The following is a 25,069-nucleotide window of genomic DNA, read 5'->3' as shown; positions in this document are numbered from 1 at the left end:
CTCCCTCCATGCCCCGCCACGTGCGGCCCTGGTCCGCATGAGGTGGGGACTCTGTCCCGAGGAGGACCGTGGACAAGAAGGTTCAGGCGGGTAGCGGCAAGACTCGCTGGAAGCGATTCGGCATCGCGGCCGTGCCGGTCGCGGCGATGACCGTGGGCATGTTCGCAGGTGTCGCCAACGGCGCCATCCCGATCGACATCGCGGTGTCCGGCGGCGGCTTCAAGGTCAGCGCCCAGGAGTTGGACGCGAGCGACTTCTCCCAGTACGGGAACGCTGTCAAGAGTCCGAACGGCCTCAAGCCGGTGGCGGTCGCCGCGATCGGCGACGCCAGGATCACCAAGTTGTGTCAGTCCGTCGAGGTTCCGCTGTTCGGCGTGGTCCTGCGGATCGACGCGGGTGGCGACGGTGCCCCTGCGACGGCGAAGAACATGACGCTGGCGATGGACGCGCTCGACGGTGACGCCGAGTTCACGAACATCGACATCGGCGTCGACGCTTCGACGATGGGCAAGGACGCCAAGAACCCGTTTGCCAAGGGCCCGGCGGATATCGGCAACGGCGAGAAGGGTGGGTTCGGCCAGCAGGCCACCCACGCCACGTTCACCAACGTCAAGCAGTCCGCCCAGCTCGTCACCGCCAGCAACTTCCGGCTCAACGGTCTGCACCTCAAGATCGCGGGCAAGGACAAGGCTTGCTTCTGATGTGTCGTCGGCCGTGGGCGGAACCCCGCCCGCGGCCGGTCCGCCATGCCGGAGCAACACCTCAGGGAGTGATTCGTGACCGCAGCACAGCCGCGGCCCAACGCGCTCGTGCGCTGGTGGCGGGCGTTCCGGAGTTGGCGGCGGGTACGGCCGTTCTGGGCGGGCCTGTTCACCATGCTGGCCGCCGGGCCCATCCTGTGGGCGCCGTACGCGTCGCTCAAGGCTGGCGACGTGACCGTGCAGCTTCGGCAACACGGCGGCATCTCGGCGCTGTTCATCGGCGTGATCCTGATCATGTTGGGGATCGCCACCTGGCTCAATCCGAAGTTGCGGATCTACCTCGGCATCTTCACCATCATCGTGTCGCTGGTGTCCTTCATCGTGGCCACCTTCGGCGGCTTCGGCCTGGGCATGTTGTTCGGGCTGATCGGCGGGATGCTCGCGACCTCGTGGGCTTACGTCGAGGCGCCGCCGAGCGACGCGGAGGGGCACGAGTCCGCGTCCGACGACGAGGACGGTGACGGTGACGGCGAGGGTCGACCCGGGCCGGATGGCAGCGACCTCGACGAGACCGTCGTCGAGGCGGGCTTGCCGGCCCGGGTGCTCGGCGGGAAGGCTCCCGATGCCTCGGGGGAAGCATCCACCGGGTCGGTACCGACCGACCGGCCCGGTGAACCCGAACCCGTCCGGGCAACCACCTCGCCCCGCCTCGCGCTGACCGCGATCGCCACCGCGCTGGTGGGGGTGGTGGGCGTGGTCGGGATCGCCAACGCGTCGCCGAGCGACCCGCTGCCGGAGAACCCGTACGCGGCCGGGCCGTGCGTCTCGGCGAGCCCCACGGCCCCGGCGGGCGCGGCGAGTTCGGCGTCGACCTCGGCGGCGCCGACCGCGTCGAGCGCGCCGCCGAGCAGCGCGACCGGCGCGGCCTCGGCGCCGGGTGCCAAGGCGATGCAGGCCCCTGCGGGGCAGAGTCCGGCGGCCGAGGGGAAAACCGTTGCCCCGAAGTCGCCGGACGGTACCGCACCGCAGAGCGCGACACCGCCGAACACGGCCCCGAGGGGTGGGGCGCCGGACCTGGGGCTGCCGGATCTGAACCTGCCGGAACTCAAGCTTCCGGAGCTGAAGTTGCCCGAGTTGAAGCTGCCCGGGTTGCCGGGGCTCGGGCTGCCCGGGATCACCCTGCCGTCGAAGGCGTCGTCGGCGCCGACGGCACCACCACCGGCGGCCTCGGCAGTGCCGGGAGGGCAGGCGATCGCGCCGGCCGGGGCCGGGTCGGGTCCGCCGGTGGCGCCCGCCGCGCCGCCTACGGGTGCGGCTTCGGGGCAACCCTCGGCCAAACCTTCGACGACGTCGGCCAAGCCGTCGGCCGCGTCGTCCTCCGCCGCGCCGTCCTCTGCCCCGCCGTCCTCCGCCGCGCCGAAGGACGGCAAGTCGCCGTTCCCGTGTCCGGTGCAGGGGCCGGTGAATGCCAAGAGCGGCAACGGACTTCCGCCCGTGGCACAGGACCCGCTGGTCCTGAAGTCCAGTCTGCTGGCCATGGCCGGGCTGAACTACGAGGGTGTGGTCAAGGTGAACACCCTTGCCGGGGGCGAGGAGAACGCGCTCAAGTTCACCGTGTCCAAGGGCATCGACATCTGGAACATGTCGATGACGGTGAAGGAGGCGGGCGGCAAGGAGGTCGTCATCTCGTCCGCCGAGGGCAGCAAGTCCTGGATGGACGCGGACATCCCGACGACGATGTATGTGAAGTACCTCAAGGGCAATATCTTCGGGATCATCCCGATCACATTCACCCCCGAGAGCCCGCCGCCGATCAACGTGCCGATCGTGTTCTTCACGAACGTGGAGAGTTCGATGTACGCCCAGTTGGGCGGGAAGTTGCACATCCCCGGCTACGGGATCAACAAGTCGGTGTTCGGCAAGTAGTCGTAGCCGACCCTGCGGATTTGGCCGCGTGCCCCGGAACCCACGTGGTTCCGGGGCGCGTTGGCGTGTGTGGTGGCCGGTCGGCGGCCGGTTACCCGTCGACGTAGTGGGCGCGGAACATGGCCAGGACGGAGTCCCTGGGCACACTCGGCCACAGGGTGACCCGGCCGTTGCGGCGGTCCACGATCCACTGGCCGGCGCCGAGGTTGGCCAGCGGGTCGGGGTCGGCGTAGATCGCCTGGACCAGCCAGCCGTACTCGAATTCGCTCATCACGAAGTCGGTCGGCGCGTGCGGGCCGCCGCCGACCACGTGGCGGCGCGCCTTGTCCCGGGCCTCGCGCTCGTCGATCGGCCGCGCGGGCAGCGGTTCGTGGGCGGGGGCCAGGTCCAGGCGGGTCGGCCGGCGGCCCTCGATCAGTGCGATCAGTGCGCCGTCGAAGGTGTCCGCCACGTGCCACAGGTCGCCCCACCACAGGTAGACCGCACCACGCGGATCCATCGCCAACCGGCCGCGCCCCAGGTCGTATTCGCCGATCGGGGTGAGCGGTCGACCGAGCGCCGCGCCGTACTGGGCGAGCAGGTCGCCCGCGTACAGCCCGACCAACGGGTCGATCCGGAACGGCATCCGGGACATGTCCACGCCCGGGCCGTACTGATGCACCGTCATGCCGCCGAACTCCCACAGCGCCTTGATCGCGCTCGGCGGTACGTCCATCCCGGCCGTGCCCAACGCCCGGTACCAGCGCAGGAGTTCCTCTTCGGGGATATGAATGCCCGGATGCCAGCCGGTGGCGGTCAGGGCCTGGATCACGGCCTCGGGGAAACGTTCGCTCATGACCGGGGCACCTCCGCGATCGTCACGTCGAGGGCGGCCAGCGCGGGTGCGCAGGACGAGCAGGGTGGGATCGGCCGTTCGTGCGCCGGGTCGTTCGGCTCGCGCAGCAGGATCGCGGCCAGCACCGCGCCGCGCAGCAGTTGCCGCATCCGGTCCAACACGAGTTCGTGGTCGACCTCGTGGATGCCCTCGGCGGCGAGCGAGGCCTCCGCCTCGACCGCGACCCGGGAGAGCAACAGCGCCTCGGGGCAACGGCCGTGGAACACCGAGCGCGACTCGGGCCCGGTGCGGTCGAGCAGGGCGGACACGGCCGGATGCAGTTCCACGGTCGTGGTGTGCGCACTGACCGCCGTCATCGGTTCCATACCGGTGCGTTGCAGCGCCGCACCGACACCGGGCGGTGGTGGATTGTCGAACATGAGTCCTCGTCCGTTCCCTTCGTGATGCCGCGTCAGGGACGCAGGTCGGCGGGCAGCGCGGCGCCCGCGTGGTCGTCGGCGACCGGTCGGAAGTACCCGCCCGCGACCGCGGTGCGGGCGATCTCGTCCAGTTCGTCGGGGACCTGGACCAGTTCGTCGGCAAGCAACGTGGTGATGTCGTCGGCGAGCCGGGACAGCAGGGCCACGGTCGCCTCGGGGGAATCGCCCTGCCGGGCGTGGCGGTCGTCGTTGTCCCAGTACCAGACCGAACCGGCGTCCTCGCCACGGGTCTTGAGCACCAGGGCGCCGCCCTGGACCCACGCGATGGCCAGCTGATCGGCGGTCAGCCGGTCGGCGAGGCGGGCCGCGACATCGAGCAGGTCGTAGGGGTCGTATTCGCCGTAGAGGTTGAGGAATTGTTGGTCGAGGACGAAGCCGTGGCGCATGTGCACGGCCGGGCGCGAGGGCGCGCCGCCGCCGTTGTCGATCAGCAACTGCCGGTAGGCGTGCGGGAGTTGACCGTGGAGGTACTTGCCCTCCAGGTGGCTCAGGTCGACGTCGGTCAGCGGTCGGCCGACCTGCAGGGTGACCGGCACGCGGGCCTGCTCGATCGGGCTCCACAGGCCGGTCCGGTCCCGGTCGACGGTCATCGTGGCGACGCCGCCGTGATGGCGGATGGCGTTCTTGACGTCGATCGGGACGAGGTAGAGCAGCCGGCGGGTGGGTGCGGTGTGCGGCGCGTGATGCCAGGTCCAGCCGCGCGGGGTCGCGGTCTCGACCACGTCGGCGTACAGCGGATCGCCGGTGCCCGCGGCGGCGAGGTTGGCGGACAGTACGTCGGTGACCCGGGCCTCGTCGATGCCCAGGCCCGGCGGTACGGGACCGGTTTCGATCACCGTGCGGGCGTAGGGCAGGAAGTCCGGGAATCCGTACAGGTCGAAAAATACGCCGTCCGGATATACCCGGCTGCGCGCGGTGCGGCCGAAATCGACGATCGAACCCGCGAATTCGGCGGCGGGGGAGCCGCCGGTGTTGTTGCCGATATCGGTCACGAGGTCGTCCGTTCCGGGTTCAGGAACGGGGACGTCGGGTCGATCTCCCACAGCTCGAGGAATTGGGCGAACGTATCGGCGAGTTTGTTGAGATGGTTGGCCGAGATGTATTCCGGGGTGTATTCCTCGTCGGTGTCGAGCGAGGACTCGCTCCAATACCAGAGCGATCCGGAATCGGGCTCGGTGACCTTGATCGCGACGATTCCGGTGGTGAGTCGGGTGACCGGGAGATAGTCCGGGGTGAGGACGTCCCGGCAATAGCCGTGCGCGTAGAGCAGCTCGGTGTGCGGATCGCCGCCGGTGCGGTAGCCGTAGAGGTCGTCCTCCGGCTCCAGACCACGCGGCATGAGCTGGGCGGCGACCGGGAAATCGGCGCCGTTGGTGGCGGCCAGCCAGGCCCGATATTCGGCCGGGAGGGCGAACCCGAGTTTTCCTTCGAGTTCGCGCAGGGCGGTTTCCGGGAGGGCGCCTCTCGGCGTCAATTCGACGGTCACTGCTGGGCTCCAGAGTTGCCGGTCGCGGTATCGGGGGCCATGGCGCTGGCGATCCCACCGTGATGTTTCACCGCGTAGTGTACTGCGAACGGGATGAGCATCATGGTCCGTGTTCCCTCGACGTGGTGCCAGACATATCCCGGCGCGGTGCGGCCGGGTCGGGTGCCGGCCCACATCGGATCGTTGCGGAATTCCGCGTTGCCCTGCCGGATATCGAGTTTGCGTTGGTCGTCGTTCGCGTCCTGGCGGGCCTGTTTGTATTGCTTCTGGCCATCCCGACCGGCCGGGAAATCGCTGCGCTCGGGCGGGGCGACCACGGTGTGCGGGAGATCGATGGTGCGGACCGAGTAGGGCGTGAAGTCCGGATATCCGTGCAGGTTGACGTAGACGCCCTCGGGGAAGTGGTTGCCGAGGGTCGGGCTGGCGAAGTGCACGATCTGGCCCGCGTAACCGGAGTTGATCGGGTTGCGCCCGGCGGTGCCGGTCATCTCCCGGCCGCGTGCCGCGAGATCGTCGCGGCGTTGGGCCAGGTCGGGACCGGTGAGCAAGTGCCCGTCGTGGCCGCGGAGCAGCCGGTCGAACTCGTCGCGGGCCTGCCGCTCCGAACTGGTGAGGTGCTCGGGCGTCGGGTGGTTGACGAGCGCGTCGATCCCGTCGGCGTTGAACGTCCGCCGGATCTTCGGGTAGGAGAGGTTGGGCCGTGGCGGTTGACCGGTGTCCGGGTGCGGGTTGTTCGAGCGGGCACTTTGCGGCATCTCGAACTCGGCGTCGCCGCGATGGGTGTCCCAGGTGAGGTTCGGGCGGTCGCCCATGAAGGACGGGTCGCGGGGCACGCTCAGGTCGTAGGGCGACTGGCCGCCGCGTACGTCGTCGGGCTTGGGCGGGTTCGGGTTGCGGGCGTGCTGCGGGGTGGGTGCCGCGTTGGGGTCGGGGTTGGCGTTGGGGTCGTGGTTCTCCGCCGTCGGGCGGGTCGCCATGAAGTCGGCCACCTCACGTTCGACCGCGTCGCGGCGACCGTCGTGCGTGGTCGGCCGATCCCCGGTCGGGCTTGCCGGGGTCGCGGGTTCGCCGAGCGGCCGCGGATTCGGGCGCATCGGATGGGCCAGCGGTGGCGTGGTGTTGATGGGCGCGGGGGGATTGTGTTGCACGTGGCGCGGCGGGGGCGGTGGCGCGTTGTGCGTTGGATCCGGGTGCGAGTTCGGGTGCGAGTTCGGGTGCGGGTTCGGGTGCGTGTCAGGGTGCGGATTGTGGGCGTCCGGCGCCGGGCCGGCGGGCTCGGGGACGCGGTGGTGGCTGCCGGGCGGTACGCCGGGGGAGGGGTCCGCGTGCGGGTGTGGCTGCGGCTGCGGGTGCGGTTGTTGTCCGTGCGGGGGCTGTGGGTGGTGGGGTTGGGCGTAGGGGTTGTTCGGGACCGGGTGGTGGGGGTGCACCGGCGGTTGGTTGTAGGGGTCGGGCTGTTGGTGCTGCTGGTGCGGTTGCTGGTGGGGTTGTTGGTGTGTCTGGTCGTGGGGAATGGGCTGCTGCGGCGGGTGGTGCGGCGGGTGTTGGGCGTACGGGTTCGGCTGGACCGGGTGTTGGTCGTGCGGGGTGGGGTGAACTGGGCCGGTTCGGAACGGTTGTTGGTTGTCGTGCGGGGTGGGGTGGACCGGGCCGGTTCGGAACGGTTGTTGGTTGTCGTGCGGGGTGGGGTGGACCGGGCCGGGCTGCACGGGTTGCTGGTGGTGGGGTGCCGGGTGGACCGGGCCTGGCTGGAACGGCTGTTGGTTGTTGTGGGGTGCGGGCTGGACCGGACCGGGGTGCACCGGCTGCTGGTTGTGCGGTGTCGGGTGGACCGGGCCCGGCTGGAAGGGCTGTTGGTTGTGGGGCGTGGGGTGGACCGGGGTGGGCTGGGCGTATGGGTTGTTGACGACCGGCTGGTGGGGGTGTACCGGCGGTTGGGTGTAGGGGTTTGGCTGCTGGTTATGGGGGGTCGGCGGTGCCGGGGGCTGGTGGTACGGGGACGGTTGGGGCTGGGTGATGGGCTGTTGGTTGTACGGGTTGATCGGGGGGTGGGGCTGTTGCTGCTGCGTGTGTGGCGGCGGCGCCGGCTGGGCGGGCTGCGCGGGTGCGAGCGGGACCGGGCGGGCGTGCGGGTCCAGGACGATCGCGGTGACGTTGATCGCGTTCGGGTGCGGCAGGTGCATCACCTGGTTGGTCTGCGGGTCGACCCACACGATGTCGCCGCCGACGTTGAGCGCGGCCCACGCGTGCGAGGAACGTACGACCTGGGTCGAGCCGTCCGGCTGGACCACGTGTTGCGGCGGCCACTCCGTGACGATGTAGGCCATCGAGCCGGGGCCCGAGGCCCGCAGCGCCGCGTCCAAGTGGCTGAAGGCGGCACCGGGGTTGTGCGAGCCGTCCGGGTTGACCCCCAGCGGGGTCCAGGCCGCGCCCGTCTCCCGCTCCGCGCGGGCCATGCCGCCGGCCTCGCCGAAGTTCTCGCCGGGGACGCGCGCCGCGGAGACCTCCGGGCGGCCGAACCAGGTGCGGCCGAGGGACAGTACGCCGTCCAGGCAGTTGACGCCGCGACCGGGGACCTGTAGGCCGCCGTCGTTCTGCAGCCGGAACCAGCGGCCCTGGCGTGGGTCCGGGTGTACGACCGGCGTGCCGTCGGGGTGGCGCGGGACCGCGTTGTGCAGCGCGGCGACGTCGCTCCAGTTCGGCGGGACCAGGCCACCGGGCTCGTTGAACCGGCGGCCGTCGGACAGCGGCGGGTGGTGCGCGATCGGGTTGGTCGGACCGGGCGGCGCGGCGTGCGGCGGTAGCGGCTGCCCGTTCGGGGCGTGCGGGGGCGGAGTGCTCCCGGGTTCCGGCCCGTTGTGCGGCCCACTGTGTGGCGCGGTCGGGGCGTCGGGGCCCTGGTGCTCCGGAGCCTGGTGGTGCGGGGTGGTCGTCGGGTCTGCGTGGTGGTTCGGGGCGGTCGAGGTGCTCGGGTCGTGGCCGAATCGGCCGGGCATCCGGTCGGCGAGGCCCTGTAGCGCGGCGCCGAACGGGCCGTGGGGCTCGGGGCTTGCGGGATCGGTGTGGGGGTCCCGGGGCGTGGTGGGCGTCGGTTCGTGGGCCGGGTGGGTCGCCCGGTCCGGCCCGCCGGTGTGGTCGGGCCGGTCGGGGTGCGGGGTCGTGTCGCGAGCCGGGGTGGGGTCGGCGTGGTGCTCCGGCGCGGGGTCGGTGTGCGGCTCGGGGGCCCGGTCCGGGTGCCGCGTGGGGCCCGCGTCGGGTGCCTGTTCGGGCCGCGGGTCGGGGCGGTGTTCGGGCACCGGATCAGCGTGGTGGTCCGGCCTCGGACCGGGATCGTGCTCGGGCGCGGTGTCCGGGTGGTGGTTCGGCGCGGGGTCGGCGGCGGCCGGATCGGTGTGCTGCCGATCGGGCGTCGGGCCCGACTCGTGCTCGGGCGCCGGGTGGTGCTCCCGGTGCGGCGTGGGGTCGGTGGTCTGGTCGGGATGCCGGTCCGGAGCGTGGTCCGGGTGGTGCTCCGGAGCCTGGTCGGTGGTCCGGTCGTGGGCCGGTTCCGGATGCCGGGCGGGTGTCGTGTCCTGGTCCGGGTGGGTGGACGGGTCCGGCCGGCCGGCGTGGTCCACCGGCGGGGTCGCGTCGTGGTTCGGCGCGGGCTCGGTGTGCCGGTCCGACGTCGGATCGGCGTGGTGCTCGGGAGTCTGATCCGGGTGCCGGGCGGATCCCGCGTCGGGAGTCGGCTCCGCGTGGTGGTCAGGCGCCGGGTCGGCGCGGTGGTCCGGCGCGGGAGCGGTCCTGTCGGGCGTCGAGTCCGGGTGGGATGTGGTGTTGTGCTGTACGGGGGGCGAATCGGCGTGTTGTGGCGCCGAGTTCGTGGGTTCGGTGTGGTTCGGCGCCGGCTGGGCGTGGTGGTCCGGTGCGGGAGCGGTCGTGTCGGGTGTCGAGTCCGGGTGGGGCGTGGTGTCGTGCTGTGCGGGGGGCGAATCGGCGTGGTGTGGCGCTGAGTTCGTGGGTTCGGTGTGGTTCGGCCCCGGGTGGGTGCGGTGGTCCGGTGCGGGAGTGGTCGCGTCGGGTGTCGAGTCCGGGTGGGGCGTGGTGTTGTGCTGTGCGGGGGGCGAATCGGCGTGCTGTGGCGCCGAGTTCGTGGGTTCGGCGTGGTTCGGCGCCGGGTCGGCGGGCCGGTCCGGGGCGGGACCGGTCGGGTCCGGTGTCGGGTCCGGGTGCGGCGTGGTGTCGGGACGCGTGGTGGGCGAATCGGGGTGCTGGGGCGCCGAGTTGGTGGGGTCGGTGTGGGCCGGCGTGGTCGGCGGCAGCGACATGTCGAGCGGTCGTGCGTTGGCGTCGACAGTGATCGCGTATACGTGCTTCTGGTTCGGGTGCGGGCCGGGCAGCACCTCGCCCGACTGTGGGTCGACCCAGACGACCTCGCCCTTCACGTTGACCGCGGCCCACGCGTGCGAGACCTGGCCCCCGTGCTCGTTGCCCGGCTCGGGCGGCCTGGACGTGACGATGTACGTCATCGACCCCGGCCCCGCGGCCCGCAGTCCGGCTTCGATCTGGCTGTAGGCCCGAGCGGTGTCCGTGGTGCCGTCCGCGTTCCGGGCGATCCGCGCCCAGTCGCCGCCGATCTCGCGCTGGGCTCGATTCGCCGCGCCGGTCTCGCCGCTGTTGGTCTCGCCGGGGTAGCGCGCGGCCGCCACCTCGGGGCGGCCGAACCAGGTGTGTCCGAAGGACAGTACGGCGTCCATACAGTTGTTGGCGCGGCCGGGTACCTGGATGCCGCCGTCGTTCTGTACCCCGAGCCAGTTGTCGTCGCGTGGGTCGGGGTGCATCTTGGGCGAGCCGTCGGCGTTGTGCGGGACGGCGGCGTTGAGTGCGGACTGGTCGCTCGCGCTCGGCGGCATCAGGCCGCCTGGTTCGTACAGCGGACGGCCGTCGTTGAGCGGCGGCCGTCCGGCGATCGGACTGGCCGGATTCTCCGACGTCGGGTCCCGGTCCGGGCGCGGATGCGCGTCGGGGGTGTTGGGCGAATTCGCGTACGGGGTGCCGTCGTAGGTGGATCCCCCCTCGGAACCACGGTGCGGTGCGGCCGAGTTCGGGTCGACGGTCGGCGTGCCGTCGGAACCGTGGCCCAATCGATTGCGGATCAGGTCGCCGAGCCCGCTCAGCGCGTCGCGGAACCGGCCGGTCGGCTCCGGATGGATCGGGACGCCGTGCGGCGGACCGATCGGGGCCGGCGGCACGCTGTCGCCGCCGTGGTCCCGGGTCGGCGTGGCGTCGTGTCCCGGGCGCGGCGTGGTGTCCGAGACCGGGGTGGCGTCGGTCGGCCGAGCAGTGAGGTCGGTGTCCCGATGCGGGTCGGCCGCGCCGTCCGGTCGCGACTCCGGATGCGGGTCCGCCGGCGCATCGTGCGCCGGTTCGGCCCGGCCGTCGTGCGGATGTGCCGGCGCCGGGTCGGTGGCCGGATCCCGGTGCGGGTTCGGCTCGGAGTCCGGTCGGTGCTCCGGCGCGTGCTCCGGCCGCGAGTCGTGGCCGGGGTTCGGCGTGGCGTCGGTCGCGGGGGCGCGTCGGTGCTCCGGGGCCGGGTCGGCGGTCCGCTCCTGGTGGGGGTCCCGGGTCGGCTCTGAGTCCGCGTCCCGGTGGTGTTCCGGCTTGGTGTCGTGGGCCGGGTTGCCGGCCGGGTCGGCGGCCGAGTCCCGGTGATGCTCCGGAGCGGCGTCGGGTGTGTGATCGGACCGGGAGTCGTGGCCGGGGTTCGGCTCGGCGCCGGGTCGGTGGTCCGGTGCGGGGTCGGTGGTGCGGTCCGGGTGGGGGTCTCGGGTCGGTTCTGAGTCCGCGTCCCGGTGGTGTTCCGGCTTGGCGTCCCGGGCCGGGTCGTGGGTCGGGTTGCCGGCCGGGTCGGCGGCCGAGTCCCGGTGATGCTCCGGTATTTGGTCCGCTGTGTGGTCCGGTGAGTGCTCCGGCCGCGAGTCGTGGCCGGGGTTCGGCGTGGCGTCGGTCGCCGGATCGCGTCGATGGTCCCGGGCCGGGTCGGTGGTGGTCCGGTCCGGTTGGGTGTCCCGCGTCGGCTCGGCGGCCGGGTCCCCGTGGTGTTCCGGCCGGGTGTCGTGGGCCCGGTCCGGGGTTGTCTCGTGCCCGGGGGCCGAGTTCGCGTTGCGATCCGGTGTCGGGTCGGTCGTGTGGTCCCGGGTCGGCGGAGTGCCGGCCGAGTCCGGGGTCGGGCCCGCGTGGTGGTCGGTGTGCGCCGCGCCGTTGGGCGTGGCGGCGTCGGTCGTCGATTCCGGCCGGTGGTTCGGCTTGCCGGTGGTCGGGTCGGTCGGGCGACTCGGCGTGCCGGTGCCGGTGCCGGTGGCGTCCGGGCGCTGCGTCGAGCCGCGGTTCGGCTCGGCGGAGGCGGGCGTGCTCGGCGTGCCGTGGGACGGCGAAGTCCCTTGTGTGGATGCCGGGTTGGCCGGGGTGCCGGTGCTCGGGTGGGTCGGGGTGGATGCTCCCGAGTGGGGTGTGGCCGCACTCGGCGAACCGGTGCCGCTCGGGGTCGGGCCGCCGGTCGTCGGCGTCGTACCGCCCGTCGGCCGGGTTGCCGTAGGCGTGGCCGACGAGTTGGCGGCGGGTGAAGTCCCGTTGTGCGCACCGGAGTTGGCCGTCGTACCGGATCCGGAGGGGCCGGTTCCGCTCGGCGAACTCGGCGTCGACACGTTGGAGGTGTGGCTTGGCGCCGACGTCGAGGGCGCCGCCGACGAGGTCGGGCAGGCCGCAGCCGGGCCGCCGGTGGCGTGTGGGGTGGCCGTACCGGCACTTGTCGTCGGTACGCCGCCTGCGCCGCCCCCGGCATGTGTACCGCCGGGTATCCCACCCGGCTGCGCCCCACCGCTCGGCGGCGCCTGGACGTATGTGGTGTTCTGTACCGGACCGCCGTCGTGCGTCGGCACCCCGCGCGCCGCGTCGCCGCCGTGCCCGGCCGGCGCCGTCGGCGTGTTCGACTCGGGAGGCGCGACCGTGGACGCGGTCTGCGTCGCGACCGGAGTGTGCGAGGGTCGGTTGTCGCCGCCGGAGTTCCCGGCCGAGTTCGCGCCGGAATTCCCTGCGGAGTTACCGGAGTTGCTCGAGTTGCCGGAGTGCGTGGCAGGACTCCCCGAGTTCCCGGCGGAGTTCCCGTCCGAGTTCCCACCCGAGCTCGCCGACCGGGTGTGCGGCGGGCTGTCGTTCCCGGACGACCCTGCGTTGTGACTCCCGTTCGACCCGTTCGACCCGTTCGACCCACTCGACCCGTTGGAGCCGCTCGACTCGTTGGAGCCGTGCGACCCATTCGACCCGGCCGGTCCGCCGACGTTGCCGCCGCTGTTGGATCCGCCGCTCGGGTTGAGCGTCGTGTCGATGTGGTTGGTGTGCGGGACCTGCGGTCCCCCCTCCGGCCCGCCGCCGACGTGCGGCACGGTGAGGTCGGGGCTGCTGAACGCGTGGTTCACCCGCTCGCCGGCCTTGCCCGCGCCGTGGTAGACCACGCCGCCCACGCCGCCGCTCTCGATGGTCTTCAAGTCCACCGGGCCGCCGGTCGCCACGGAACCCACGACCGAGGCGCTCACGTTCGAGGCGAACGACGTGGCGACACCCTTGACGCCGACGTCGGCGGCCTCGCCGAAGAACTTCTTGCCGACCCCGTGGACGCCGATCGCGGCCAGTCCGCCGGCCGCGCCACCGCCGCCGGCCAGCGCCGTCTCGGTGAACGAGAAGCCCTTCTGCGAGCCCCAGGTCATCTGGATGAACTGGTGGATGATGTCGTCGCGCACTCCGGACAGCGCCTGGAAGGCCACGTTCTTGAGCAGCCGGCGGACCATCGACGCCTCGATCCGGGCCAACATCCGGCGCAGCAGCTGGATGAAGGCGAATCGCAGTGCGGCGGTCTCGGCCACGGCGGTGCCGGCGGTGATGCCGAGCGTGAGTGGCGCGGCGGCGATCTGGGCCAGGATGGACGCGCCCTGGATGGTGGCCATCGAGACGAACTCGATCTTGGTGGCGTAGATCGTGTCACTCGTGTCGCCGGCCGCGCCGCCGAGCGCTTTGGCCGCGGCCTCCATGGCCGGGAAGAACGCCTTTTCGCCCTTGTTCAGCTTGTCCCACACCCGAAGGAAGGCTTCCATGCCCTTGCCCTCGTTGGCGGTGTTGAGCTTGTTGACCGCGGTGGCAAGGTCCCCCGCGACCTTGCCGAGTTCGGTGGCGGCGCTCGCCCAGGCCTTGCCCAGCGCCTCGCACTTGTCCTCGTCGCCCTCCGGCCAGTCGACGCCGACCAGGAGTTCGAGGACCTTCTCGACTATCTCCCCCGCTTCGACGGCCATCAGGCAGTGCCCGCGAACTTCTGCTTGTTGCCGTCCTCGGTGGTCTGGTAGTCGGTCGCGGACTTGTCCAGCCCCTTGCCGATCTTGTCGAGACCCTTGGCGAGCGCTTCGAGCGCTTCGAGCACCTTGTCCCGGGCCGGCGTGTACTCCTTGGCGAACTCGTGCCCCAGATCGTCGTCACCCCAGCACTCGCCGAGGCCCTCGATGGTGGTCTTGAGCGTGGTCCTGATCTCCGCGACGCGCCGTCCCGCGTCGGTGAAGGACTTGCCCGCCGCCGTGAAGTCCGAGGGAAGGGCCTTGTACCCCGTACCCGCGTCCGCCGTCATGTGAGAACACCCCCGTGTCCCTGTCTCGCTTCGTTCCCGCACGTTCCCCGGTCGTTTCCGGACAGGACATCTTCCGGGGGCATGAAGGCAAGACACTAATTCACGTTTCGGCGGAGTGTCACGTTTCCGGGGGTCGACACGGGGACGACTTCGGTCCCGCAACGTCGACCCCCGAAAGGTGTGTCGGCGGCTATTCGGGGACGAACCAGACGGTGGCCAGTGGCGGCAATGTCATCAACGCGGAGGCCGGTCGGCCCTGCCAGGTCACGTCCTCGCCGTGGATCTCGTCCCGGTTGCCCACGCCGGCGCCGCCGTAGATGCCGGCGTCGGTGTCGAGTACCTCACGCCAGCGACCCGCGTGCGGCAGGCCGATCCGGAAGCCCTCGCGGACCACGGGGGAGAAGTTGCAGACACAGACCAACTGCTCGCCCGCCGCGCCGATCCGGATGAAGGACAGCACGTTGGACGCGGCGTCGCCGCCGTCGATCCAGGAGAAGCCCTCCGGTTTGGTGTCCTGGGTCCACAGCGCCGATCGGCCGCGATAGACCGTGTTGAGGTCGCGGACCAGCCGCTGGATGCCCTGGTGTTCGGCGTGGTCGAGCAGCCACCAGTCCAGGCCGCGCGCCTCGGACCACTCCGCGCCGTGGCCGAACTCGGTGCCCATGAACAACAACTGCTTGCCCGGATGGGCCCACATGAAGGCCAGGTAGGCGCGGACGTTGGCCATCTGCTGCCACCGGTCGCCCGGCATCTTGTCCACCAGCGAGCGCTTGCCGTGCACCACCTCGTCGTGGCTGATCGGCAGGATGTAGTTCTCGCTCCACGCGTACATCAGCGAGAAGGTGATCTCGTTGTGGTGGTACTGGCGGTGGATCGGCTCCTTCTGGATGTACTCCAGCGAGTCGTGCATCCAGCCCATGTTCCACTTGAAGCCGAAGCCGAGCCCGCCGCCGTCGGTGGCCCGGGTGACCCCGTCCCACGCGGTGGACTCCTCGGCGATGGTCAACACGCCCGGCACCCGCCGATACAACGTCGCGTTCATCTCCTGGAGGAAACTCACCGCGTCCAGGTTCTCCCGGCCGCCGAACTGATTGGGCGCCCATTCGCCGTGCTCGCGCGAGTAGTCCAGGTAGAGCATCGAGGCGACCGCGTCCACCCGCAGTCCGTCGATGTGGAACTCCTCGCACCAATACACCGCGTTGGCCACCAGGAAGTTGCGCACCTCGTGGCGCCCGTAGTCGAAGACCAGCGTGCCCCAGTCCGGATGCTCGCCGCGGCGCGGATCCGGGTGCTCGTACAGCGGTGTCCCGTCGAACCGGGCCAGCGCCCATTCGTCCTTGGGAAAGTGCGCCGGCACCCAGTCCACCAGCACGCCGATCCCGGCGCGGTGCAGCGCGTCGACGAGGTGGCGGAATTCGTCCGGATCGCCGAACCGCGAGGTCGGCGCGTAGTAGGAGGACACCTGATAGCCCCACGATGGGCCGTACGGGTGCTCGGCCACCGGCAGCAGCTCCACGTGGGTGAAGCCCATGTCGGTGACGTAGGCGGGTAGCTGCTCGGCCAGTTGGCGGTAGCTCAGCCCGGGCCGCCAGGAGCCGAGATGGACCTCGTACACGCTCATCGGCGCGACGTGGTGGGTGGTGTCGGCGCGCTTGGCCAACCACTCCTTGTCCGACCATGTGTAGGTCGGGGTGTGTACGACCGACGCGGTGGAGGGGGGCAACTCGGTGGCGAAGGCCAGCGGGTCGGCCTTTTGCCGGGCGACCCCGTCCCGGCCGAGGATCTCGTACTTGTACTTGGTGCCGTCGCCGACGTCCGGCACGAACAGCTCCCAGACGCCGGAGGAGCCGAGCGAGCGCATCGGATGGCCGACGCCGTCCCAGTAGTTGAAGTCGCCGACCACCCGCACGCCGCGCGCGTTCGGCGCCCAGACCGCGAACGAGGTGCCGGTGACCGGCCCGTTCGCGGTCTCGAAGGAGCGCACATGCGCGCCGAGCACGTCCCACAACCGCTCGTGCCGGCCCTCGGTGATCAGGTGCAGGTCGAGCTCGCCGAGGGTGGGCAGGAACCGGTACGGATCGTCCGTGTGCAGTTCGGCGCCCTCGTAGTGCACCTCCAGGCGGTAGTCCGGTACCTCGCGGCCCGGCAGCAGCCCGGTGAACAGGCCCTCGGCCTCGTGGGTCAGCGGCACCCGGCGCTCCCCGGCGACCACGATCACCTCGCGGGCCCACGGTCGCAACACCCGCAACACCACGCCGTCCACGCCGGGTACGTCCGGGTGCGGGCCGAGCAGCCCGTGCGGATCGTGATGGCCGCCGTCCACCAGTCGGCGCAACTCCTCGGCGGCCAGCGGCGGCACCCCCGGCGTGCCGGCCGGGCGGGTGTGCTCGCGGGCGCCGCGCGGCGGGCCGGGCCGGGCGCCGTTCCCGCCCTCCCCGGTGGGCGTGCTGGACGTGGCGGGCGCGGGGCCGTGCTGACGAGCCGTCACGGATGGGACCTCCTGTGCCGTTGGTGCGGAGCGGGAATCGACGGGTCGTCAGTGCGGCTGCGGGGCACGCTCGGCCAGCCGCCGGATCGCCGACATCGGCACCGGCAACCAAGAGGGTCGGTTGCCCGACTCGTACATCACCTCGTATACGGCCTTGTCCGTCTCGAAGGCCCGCAACAACACGGGTTCGGAGTGCGGGTCGAACGAGCCGGCATCGGCGTATCCCGCACAGAAGGCTTCCCGATTGCGCGTTGCCCACTCCTCCGCGCGGCGCACCAGGTGCGGCGCGGGCGCCCCGCGACCCCAGAACCCGCCGCCGCCGGCCAGCAGATGTCGGGCCGCGTAGTCGAACGAGCGCAACATCGCCGCGATGTCGCGCACCGGCGAGTGCAGCGAGCGCCGCTCGCTCAGCGGCCGGGCGGGCTCCCCCTCGAAGTCGAGCAGCACCCACCGGGTGGCGGTACGCAACACCTGGCCCAGATGGAAGTCGCCGTGGATGCGCTGGAGCGGCACCGGATGCCCCGCTCGGCCCAGCGTCTCCAGATCCCGATAGGCCTCGCGCAGCCGATCGGTGAACGGCGCCAGCTCCGGCACCGCCTCGGCCGCCGCGTCGAGGCGGCGGGCCATGTCCTTGGCGATCGCGGCCAACTCCGGCTCGCGGGCGATCGCGGTGGGCAACGAACGGGCCAGGTCGGCGTGCACCTCGGCGGTGGCCGCGCCCAGGCGGAAGGACTCGCCGGCGAAGTCGCCGCCGGTCTCGTGCGCGTGCGGACCGGCGCCGCGTACCTCCTGGCCGGCGTAGAGGTCGCGCACCGAGGTCTTGGCCAGCTCCCAGCCGTCGGTGCCGGTGCGCAGATACTCCTGGAGCAGGCCCAGCGTGGTCGGTTCGGCGTTCGGGCCCGGGAAGGGCATGTCGAACCAGGCGATCGGCGCCGGGATCCGCCGCGAGCCCGCGCCGGCCAAGGCGAGCGAGACCTCCAGGTCCGGATTGACCCCGGGGACCACCCGCCGGAAAAGTTTCAGGATGACGTCGTCCCCGAAGATGATCGAGGTGTTGGACTGCTCGGCGCCGATCACCAGGCCGACGTGGTCGGGATCGGGGATCTGCGCGCCGGGGCGATGGAAGGCCAGCGGGCCGACGGAGTCCGCGGCGCCGAACCGTTCCGGCAACCACCGGGTCAGTTCCGCGTCGTGCACCGCGTCGTAGAGGCTGTTGCCGTTGGGCAGTCGGCCGATCACCGCGTGCGCGAGCCGGTCCGGCAGGCTCTCGCGCACCCCGAGCAACAACTGGTAGTGCTCGGGCGCGCCGCCGTGCTCGACCCGAAGCAACATGTGGTGCAGTGCGGGATCGCCGGAGATCACCTCGAGACTGTGCGCCACGCCGACCCCACGAAGAGGCCGGCTCTTGCCGGCGAACCATCTCTGCTGCGGCAGCCAGTCGCGCAGCAGGGCGATCACGGCGGAGGCAGTGGGATCGTGGGGTCGGGTGGAATCCGTCACAGCGTCATTTCTCCACGGGTGAGGCGGAACCAATAGAAACCATGCCCCGCGAGGGTGAGCAGATACGGCAGCTCGCCGATCGCGGGGAACGTCACCCCCCCGAGCAGCTCGACCGGTTCGTACGTCTCGAACTGCCGCAGATCCAGCTCGGTCGGCTGGGCGAAGCGCGAGAAGTTGTGAACACACAGCACGATGTCGTCCTCGTATTCGCGAAGGAACGCCAGCACGCTGGGATTGGACGAGGTCAGCTCGTTGTACACACCGAGCCCGAAGGCCGGGTTCTGCTTGCGCACCTCGATCATCCGGCGGGTCCAGTGCAGCAGCGAGGAGGCGTTGGACATCTGCGCCTCGACGTTGGTGACCTGGTAGCCGTAGACCGGGTCCATGATGTTCGGCAGGTACAGCCGACCCGGGTCGCACGTGGAGAAGCCCGCGTTGCGATCCGGCGTCCACTGCATCGGCGTGCGCACTCCGTCGCGGTCGCCGAGCCAGATGTTGTCCCCCATGCCGATCTCGTCGCCGTAGTACAGGACGGGCGAGCCCGGCAGTGACAGCAGCAGTGCGGTGAACAGTTCGATCTGGTTGCGGTCGTTGTCCAGCAGCGGCGCCAGGCGCCGGCGGATGCCCACGTTGGCCCGCATCCGCGGGTCCTTCGCGTACTCCTTGTACATGTAGTCGCGTTCCTCGTCCGTGACCATCTCGAGGGTGAGCTCGTCGTGGTTGCGGAGGAAGATGCCCCACTGGCAGTTGTCCGGGATGGACGGCGTGCCGGCCAGGATCTCCGAGACCGGGTAGCGTGATTCGCGGCGCACCGCCATGAAGATGCGCGGCATCACCGGGAAGTGGAACGCCATGTGGCACTCGTCGCCGTCGCCGAAGTAGTCGACCACGTCCTCGGGCCACTGGTTGGCCTCGGCCAGCAGCACGGTGTCCGGATACTTGTCGTCGATCTCCTTGCGCACCCGCTTGAGGAACTCGTGGGTGGCGGGCAGGTTCTCGCAGTTGGTGCCCTCCTGCGCGAACAGATACGGCACCGCGTCGAGCCGGAAGCCGTCGATGCCCAGGTCCAGCCAGAACCGCAACCCGGCCAGCATCTCCTCCTGCACGCGCGGGTTCTCGTAGTTGAGATCCGGCTGGTGGCCGAAGAAGCGGTGGAAGAAGTACTGCTTGCGCACCGGGTCGTAGGTCCAGTTGGACGACTCGGTGTCGACGAAGATGATCCGCGCCTCGTCGTAGGCCTTGTCGTCGTCGGCCCACATGTAGTAATCGCCGTAGGGCCCGTCCGGGTTGTTCCGCGACTCCTGGAACCACATGTGCTGATCGCTGGTGTGGTTCATCACGAAGTCGATCACCACCCGCATGCCGCGTTTGTGTGCCGAGTCGACGAACTCCACGAAGTCGGCGAGATCGCCGAACTCGGGCAGCACGGCGGTGTAGTCGGCCACGTCGTAGCCGCCGTCGCGCAGCGGCGACGCGAAGAACGGCGGCAGCCACAGGCAGTCGACGCCGAGCCACTGGAGATAGTCCAGCTTCTGGGTCAACCCCTTCAGGTCGCCCACCCCGTCCCCGTTGCTGTCCTGGAAGGACCGCACCAGGACCTCGTAGAAGACGGCGCGCTTGAACCACAGGGGATCACGATCGCGCGACGGGGTGTCGTCGAAGGTGTCGCGGACGGGTTCGTTGACGATCACGGGCTGTTCCTCCGGATCGAGAAGAGATGCGCGGGCTCGTGGGCGGGGTCCAGGCGCACGTAGTTGTGCCGGCCCCAGCGATATCCGGCTCCGGTGAACTCGTCCTGCACCGCGAAGGTGTCCTGCCAGTCCAACCCGAGAGCGGGCAGGTCCACGGCGACGGTCGCCTCGCGCGGGTGCTGCGGATCCAGGTTCACCACGACCAGGACCAGGTCGTCGACGTCACCCACTCGGGTGCGCTTGGAGAAGGCCATGACCGCGTCGTCGTCCACATGATGGAAGGTCAGGTTGCGCAGACGTTGCAGACTCGGGTGGCGTCGGCGCATCCGGTTGAGCGTGGTGAGGTACGGCGCCAGCGAGCGCCCCGCACGCTCGGCGCCGGCCCAGTCGCGTGGGCGGAGCTGGTACTTCTCCGAATCGTGGTACTCCTCGCTGCCCGCCTTGACCGCGAGGTGCTCGAACAGCTCGAAGCCCGAGTAGACCCCCCACGACGGGGACAGCGTGGCGGCCAGGACGGCGCGGATCTTGAACGCGGCGGGCCCGCCGTACTGGAGATAGGCGTGCAGGATGTCGGGCGTGTTCACGAAGAAGTTCGGCCGCATGTAGGCGGACGCGTCACCGGTGGTCAACTCGGTGAGGTACTCCTGAAGTTCGTGCTTGCCGGTGCGCCAGGTGAAGTACGTGTACGACTGCTGGAAGCCGACCTTGGCCAGCGTGCGCATCATCGCCGGACGGGTGAACGCCTCGGCCAGGAAGAGTACGTCCGGGTCGCTCGTGTTGATCGTGGCGAGCACCTGCTCCCAGAACTGCACCGGCTTGGTGTGCGGGTTGTCCACCCGGAAGATCCGGACGCCGTGCGCCATCCAGTGCCGCAACACCCGCAGTGTCTCGGCGACCAGGCCGTCGAAGTCGGTGTCGAAGTCGATCGGGTAGATGTCCTGGTACTTCTTCGGCGGGTTCTCCGCGTAGGCGATGGTGCCGTCGGCGCGATGGCGGAACCACTCGGGGTGTTTCTCCACCCAGGGGTGCTCGGGGGAGACCTGGAGCGCGAAGTCGAGCGCCACCTCCATCCGCAACTCGCGGGCCCGGGCCACGAACGCGTCGAAGTCCTCGATCGTGCCCAGGTCCGGGTGGATCGTGTCGTGCCCGCCCTCGGGCGAGCCGATCGCCCACGGCGAGCCGGGATCGTGCTCGCCGGCTTCGAGGGCGTTGTTGGGCCCCTTGCGAAACGCCCGGCCGATCGGGTGGATCGGCGGCAGGTAGACCACGTCGAAGCCCATCGCCGCGATCTGCGGCAGGCGCTCCAGCGCGGTCCGGAAGGTGCCGCTGCGCGGGGGGCGTTTGCCGGTGGGATCGACCACGGCGCCCTCGGAGCGGGGGAAGAACTCGTACCAGGCGCCGTGCAGCGCGCGTTCGCGTTCGACCCGCAGCGGATAGCGGGCCGACGTGGTGACCAGCTCGCGCAGCGGATGCCGGGCGAGCACCTCGTCCAGCGCGGCGGACCGGGCCGCGGCCAAGCGCTCGGCGGGGGTGCGCCGTTCGTCTCGGATCGTGTCCACCGCGGCCAGCACGACCGCCCGCAGGCCGTCCTTCTTGGGGACGCCGACGGCGGCCCGCTCCAGGAGTTGGGCGCCCTCCTCCAGGACCAGACCGACCTCCAGGCCGGCCGGGATCTTGATGCCGGCGGCGTGCCGCCAGGTGGCGATCGGGTCGCCCCACGCCTCGACCGCGTACGACCACATGCCCTCGGTGGTCGGGGTGATGCTCGCGTGTACCCGGTCGGTACCGGGCGCGCCCGGCAACATCGGGGTGAGCGGGCCGGGCCGGCCGCGCGGGTCGCGCAGCACCACGTTGGCGGCCACCGCGTCGTGGCCCTCGCGAAAGACCGTGGCGGCCACGTGGAACGTCTCACCCGGGATCGCCCGGGCGGGCCTGGCGCCGCCGTCGATCGCCGGTGCCACGTCGAGGATCGGGATACGCCCGATCAGCGGCGTGGGCGGTTTGGCCGATCTGCCGGTGCGCGTCCCGGACTTGCCGGCACCGGGCCTGCCGGGCCCGCCGGGCGCGGCGGTGTTCGCATCGGTCCTGCTCGCCTCGGTCGTGTTCGTGCCGCCGGCCGGCTGCCCGGCCGGTTCGGTCGAGGACTTCGCGGCCCTCGACTTCCCGGCGGTCGTCTTCCGTGCCGCGGCCTTGTCGGCCGCGACCTGCCCCGCCCGGGGTGCGCGGTCGCCCCCGGGGTCCTTCCCAGCCGAACTGGTCATGCCGAACTCCTGTACCCACGGACGGGCATCCCGTGCGCGTCGCGCGCGATGCACCCGTACGGAAACCCACTCGATACCCCGATTGCCGGACCCGGGAGTGGCGAAAAACCGACCCGGCGGCGACCGGTGGGATCGCTCGGGTCCACCTCTCACCGCTGCGCGGCGGCCATTGCTCGTGACGCGACCACCAGGCGGGGACCGGGTGGGGCCCGGCCCGCGACCGTGGACGGCGGATATCTGGTGTGTCCGCGGTACGGCGGGACGGAAAGACCCGGCTGTTCAACGATCATCGAGTCGCTCGGGGCACGGCCCATATGGTGTAAAAACGCCCCCAGACCCATCCGCAAGATCTTGCCGGCTTTGCAAGCACGCTGCATCCACTGTCGCAAGTTCTGCCGCCTTCCGGCTAGGGTCGCAGCGTGAGAGCAATCCGCAGATTCACCGTGCGTACGGTTCTGCCCGCTCCGCTGGAGCCACTGGGTGAACTGGCGATGAACCTCCGCTGGTCCTGGCACGCGGAGACCCGCGACCTGTTCGAGTCGATCGATCCGGATACCTGGGCCGCGGTCGGCCGGGATCCCGTCCGCCTGCTCGGCGCCGTGCCGAACGACAAACTCGGCGCCCTCGCCGACGACCGCCGCTTCCTTGCCCGCCTGCGGGTCGCAGCCGAAGACCTGCACGAATACCTGACCGGACCGCGCTGGTACCAAACCCTGGCGCAGCCCGGCGCGAGCCCCGACACCCCACCCGCGGCGATCGCGTACTTCTCGCCGGAGTACGGCATCACCGCGGCACTTCCGCAGTACAGCGGGGGGTTGGGCATCCTCGCGGGCGACCATCTCAAGGCCGCCAGCGACCTGGGTGTACCGATCGTCGGGGTCGGCCTGATGTACCGTCACGGCTACTTCCGACAGTCCTTGTCCCGCGACGGTTGGCAGCAGGAGCGCTACCCGCTCCTGGACCCCAACGAGTTGCCACTGACCCTCCTTCGGGGTGCCGACGGTGCACCCGCACGGGTGGTCATCGGCCTCCCCACGGGTGAGTTGCACGCACGGATCTGGAAGGCCCAGGTCGGTCGGGTGCCGCTGCTCCTGCTCGACTCGGACATCGAGGAGAACGAACCCGCCGAACGTGAGGTGACCGACCGGCTGTACGGCGGCACGAGCGAACATCGCTTGCATCAGGAGATGCTCCTGGGCATCGGCGGCGTGCGGGCTTTGCGGGCTTTTTGCGAGATCACCGGCCATCCGGCACCCGAGGTCTTCCACACCAACGAGGGCCACGCCGGCTTCCTGGGCATCGAGCGGATCCGCGAGTTCACCCAAACCGAGGGGCTCGACTTCGACGCCGCGCTCGAAGCCGCCCGGGCGGGCACGGTGTTCACCACACATACGCCGGTTCCGGCCGGCATCGACCGGTTCGGGCGCGATCAGATCCAGCGGCATTTCGGCGGCGACCTCGCTTGTCCGGGGGTTCCGGTGGACCGGGTCCTCGCGCTCGGCGCGGAGACCTACCCGGACGGCGATCCGGGCGTGTTCAACATGGCCGTGATGGGTCTGCGGCTCGCCCAACGGGCCAATGGCGTGAGCAAGTTGCACGGACGGGTCAGCCGGGGCATGTTCGACGGCCTGTGGCCGGGCTTCGACACCACCGAGGTACCGATCACCTCGATCACGAACGGCGTACACGCGCCCACGTGGGTGGACGGCGACGTCCTCGAACTCGCCGGGCGCGAAGCCGGCGTCGAACTCGCCGAGGACGCCTCGGCGTGGGCGGCCATCGACCGGCTCTCGGCCGGCTCGTTGTGGGAACTGCGCCGGGCCCTGCGCGCGAAGCTGGTCGCCGAGGCGCGACTGCGGCTGCGCGCGTCGTGGAAGCAACGCGGCGCGGGCGACGCGGAATTGGGCTGGATCGAGGGGGTGCTCGATCCGGACGTGCTGACCATCGGCTTCGCCCGCCGGGTGCCGTCCTACAAGCGGCTCACCCTGATGTTGCGCGATCCGGCCCGGCTGCGTGGGCTGTTGCTGCACCCCGAACGGCCGGTACAGATCGTCATCGCGGGCAAGGCGCACCCGGCCGACGAGGGCGGCAAGAAGCTGATCCAGGAGCTGGTGAGGTTCGCCGACGGCGAGGACGTGCGGCACCGGATCGTCTTCCTGCCGGACTACGACATCGCGATGGCGCAACACCTGTATCCCGGGTGCGACGTGTGGCTGAACAACCCGCTGCGTCCGCTGGAGGCATGCGGGACGTCCGGGATGAAGGCCGCGCTGAACGGCTGCCTGAACCTGTCCATCCTGGACGGGTGGTGGGACGAGTGGTACGACGGCTCGAACGGGTGGGCGATCCCGACCGCCGACGGCATCACGGATGTCGACCGCCGGGACGACCTGGAGGCGGCGGCGCTGTACGACCTGATCGAGAACTCGGTCGCGGCCAGGTTCTACGACCGGGGGCCGGAGGATCTGCCCACCCGGTGGCTGGAGATGGTCCGACACACGCTGGCCACGCTCGGCCCGAAGGTGCTCGCGGACCGGATGGTCAAGGACTACGTCGACGTGCTGTACGCGCCGGCCGCGCTGTCCGGGCGGGCGATCACCGGGTCGGCCGCGCGGGAGTTGGCCGAGTGGAAGGCCCAGGTGCGGCGGTCCTGGGCCGGGGTACGGGTGGACCACGTGGAGTCGGGCGGGATAGGGGACGCCCCCGAGGTCGGCAACACGCTCAACCTGCGGGTCTTCGTCTCGCTCGGCGAACTGGCCCCCGCCGACGTCGAGGTGCAGATCGTGCACGGCCGGGTCGACGACGCGGACCGGATCGTGGCGGCGATGGTGGCCCCGCTCAAGGCGGGCCGGCGCGACGAACACGGCCGCTGGTTCTACGAGGGCTCATTGGCGCTGGACCGGACGGGTCCGTTCGGGTACACGGTGCGGGTCATGCCGACACACCCGCTGTTGGCGGGACCGGCGGAACTCGGTCTGATCGCGGCGCCGCCGGAGGGGGAGGGGTTCGCGGAGGGGATGCCGTTGCGGTAGCTCGCTTCTCGAGCCCTCGG

At 71.0% G+C, this 25,069-nt stretch carries 13 protein-coding genes; 3 read left to right on the top strand and 10 right to left on the bottom strand.

The window, feature by feature from the left end; genetic code table 11:
• The first annotated feature begins 68 nt into the window (after positions 1-68).
• The gene (locus tag ABIA38_RS35505; RefSeq protein ID WP_424643063.1) at positions 69-701 is read left to right on the top strand and encodes a DUF6230 family protein; all 633 of its coding nucleotides are present in this window, start codon (positions 69-71) and stop codon (positions 699-701) included.
• 75 nt (positions 702-776) lie between these two features.
• Positions 777-2,627: a DUF6114 domain-containing protein gene (locus ABIA38_RS35500; RefSeq protein WP_424643062.1), complete on the top strand. Its 1,851-nt coding sequence runs from the start codon at positions 777-779 to the stop codon at positions 2,625-2,627.
• A gap of 91 nt (positions 2,628-2,718) precedes the next feature.
• On the opposite strand, the gene ABIA38_RS35495 is transcribed toward ABIA38_RS35500, so the two are convergent.
• The 10 genes from ABIA38_RS35495 to ABIA38_RS35450 form a co-directional block, all read right to left on the bottom strand.
• Positions 2,719-3,462 (bottom strand): SUKH-3 domain-containing protein, encoded by a 744-nt coding sequence (locus ABIA38_RS35495; RefSeq protein ID WP_424643061.1) that lies wholly within the window; start codon positions 3,460-3,462, stop codon positions 2,719-2,721.
• On the bottom strand, positions 3,459-3,881 hold the full coding sequence (locus tag ABIA38_RS35490) for a YwqJ-related putative deaminase (RefSeq protein WP_424643060.1): 423 nt from the start codon (positions 3,879-3,881) through the stop codon (positions 3,459-3,461). The genes ABIA38_RS35495 and ABIA38_RS35490 overlap by 4 nt, the downstream gene beginning before the upstream one ends.
• Positions 3,882-3,913: 32 nt before the next feature.
• Positions 3,914-4,933 carry an HNH endonuclease gene (locus ABIA38_RS35485; RefSeq protein ID WP_424643059.1) on the bottom strand — a complete coding sequence of 340 codons (1,020 nt, stop codon included), beginning with the start codon at positions 4,931-4,933 and terminating at the stop codon, positions 3,914-3,916.
• Entirely contained in the window at positions 4,930-5,427 is a 498-nt protein-coding gene (locus ABIA38_RS35480) for an SMI1/KNR4 family protein (RefSeq protein WP_424643058.1), read from the bottom strand. Before ABIA38_RS35480 ends, ABIA38_RS35485 begins: the two co-directional genes overlap by 4 nt.
• Positions 5,424-13,751 (bottom strand): toxin glutamine deamidase domain-containing protein, encoded by an 8,328-nt coding sequence (locus ABIA38_RS35475; RefSeq protein WP_424643057.1) that lies wholly within the window; start codon positions 13,749-13,751, stop codon positions 5,424-5,426. Before ABIA38_RS35475 ends, ABIA38_RS35480 begins: the two co-directional genes overlap by 4 nt.
• Positions 13,751-14,077: a WXG100 family type VII secretion target gene (locus tag ABIA38_RS35470; RefSeq protein WP_424643056.1), complete on the bottom strand. Its 327-nt coding sequence runs from the start codon at positions 14,075-14,077 to the stop codon at positions 13,751-13,753. Before ABIA38_RS35470 ends, ABIA38_RS35475 begins: the two co-directional genes overlap by 1 nt.
• A 190-nt stretch (positions 14,078-14,267) precedes the next feature.
• Positions 14,268-16,565, bottom strand: coding sequence for a 1,4-alpha-glucan branching protein GlgB (gene glgB, locus ABIA38_RS35465; protein WP_424643055.1), 2,298 nt, complete (start codon positions 16,563-16,565; stop codon positions 14,268-14,270).
• A gap of 48 nt (positions 16,566-16,613) precedes the next feature.
• Positions 16,614-18,065: a maltokinase N-terminal cap-like domain-containing protein gene (locus ABIA38_RS35460; RefSeq protein WP_424643054.1), complete on the bottom strand. Its 1,452-nt coding sequence runs from the start codon at positions 18,063-18,065 to the stop codon at positions 16,614-16,616.
• The gene (gene treS / locus ABIA38_RS35455) at positions 18,062-19,756 is read right to left on the bottom strand and encodes a maltose alpha-D-glucosyltransferase (RefSeq protein WP_424643053.1); all 1,695 of its coding nucleotides are present in this window, start codon (positions 19,754-19,756) and stop codon (positions 18,062-18,064) included. The genes ABIA38_RS35460 and treS overlap by 4 nt, the downstream gene beginning before the upstream one ends.
• The gene (locus ABIA38_RS35450; protein WP_424643090.1) at positions 19,753-21,744 is read right to left on the bottom strand and encodes an alpha-1,4-glucan--maltose-1-phosphate maltosyltransferase; all 1,992 of its coding nucleotides are present in this window, start codon (positions 21,742-21,744) and stop codon (positions 19,753-19,755) included. Before ABIA38_RS35450 ends, treS begins: the two co-directional genes overlap by 4 nt.
• 692 nt (positions 21,745-22,436) lie before the next feature.
• Here ABIA38_RS35450 and glgP point away from each other — a divergent pair.
• Positions 22,437-25,049 (top strand): alpha-glucan family phosphorylase, encoded by a 2,613-nt coding sequence (gene glgP / locus ABIA38_RS35445; protein WP_424643052.1) that lies wholly within the window; start codon positions 22,437-22,439, stop codon positions 25,047-25,049.
• Positions 25,050-25,069 lie beyond the last annotated feature (20 nt).

This window comes from Embleya sp. AB8 (assembly GCF_049739465.1).
Classification (GTDB): Bacteria; Actinomycetota; Actinomycetes; order Streptomycetales; family Streptomycetaceae; genus Embleya.
This window is presented reverse-complemented; position numbering and strand designations above follow the sequence as displayed.

What these genes read in the sequence shown, in the direction of transcription:
- ABIA38_RS35470 (WP_424643056.1), bottom strand. Translation starts at nt 14,077, where the DNA reads ATGACGGCGGACGCGGGTACGGGGTACAAGGCCCTTCCCTCGGACTTC.
- ABIA38_RS35495 (WP_424643061.1), bottom strand. Translation starts at nt 3,462, where the DNA reads ATGAGCGAACGTTTCCCCGAGGCCGTGATCCAGGCCCTGACCGCCACC.
- ABIA38_RS35475 (WP_424643057.1), bottom strand. Translation starts at nt 13,751, where the DNA reads ATGGCCGTCGAAGCGGGGGAGATAGTCGAGAAGGTCCTCGAACTCCTG.
- ABIA38_RS35490 (WP_424643060.1), bottom strand. Translation starts at nt 3,881, where the DNA reads ATGTTCGACAATCCACCACCGCCCGGTGTCGGTGCGGCGCTGCAACGC.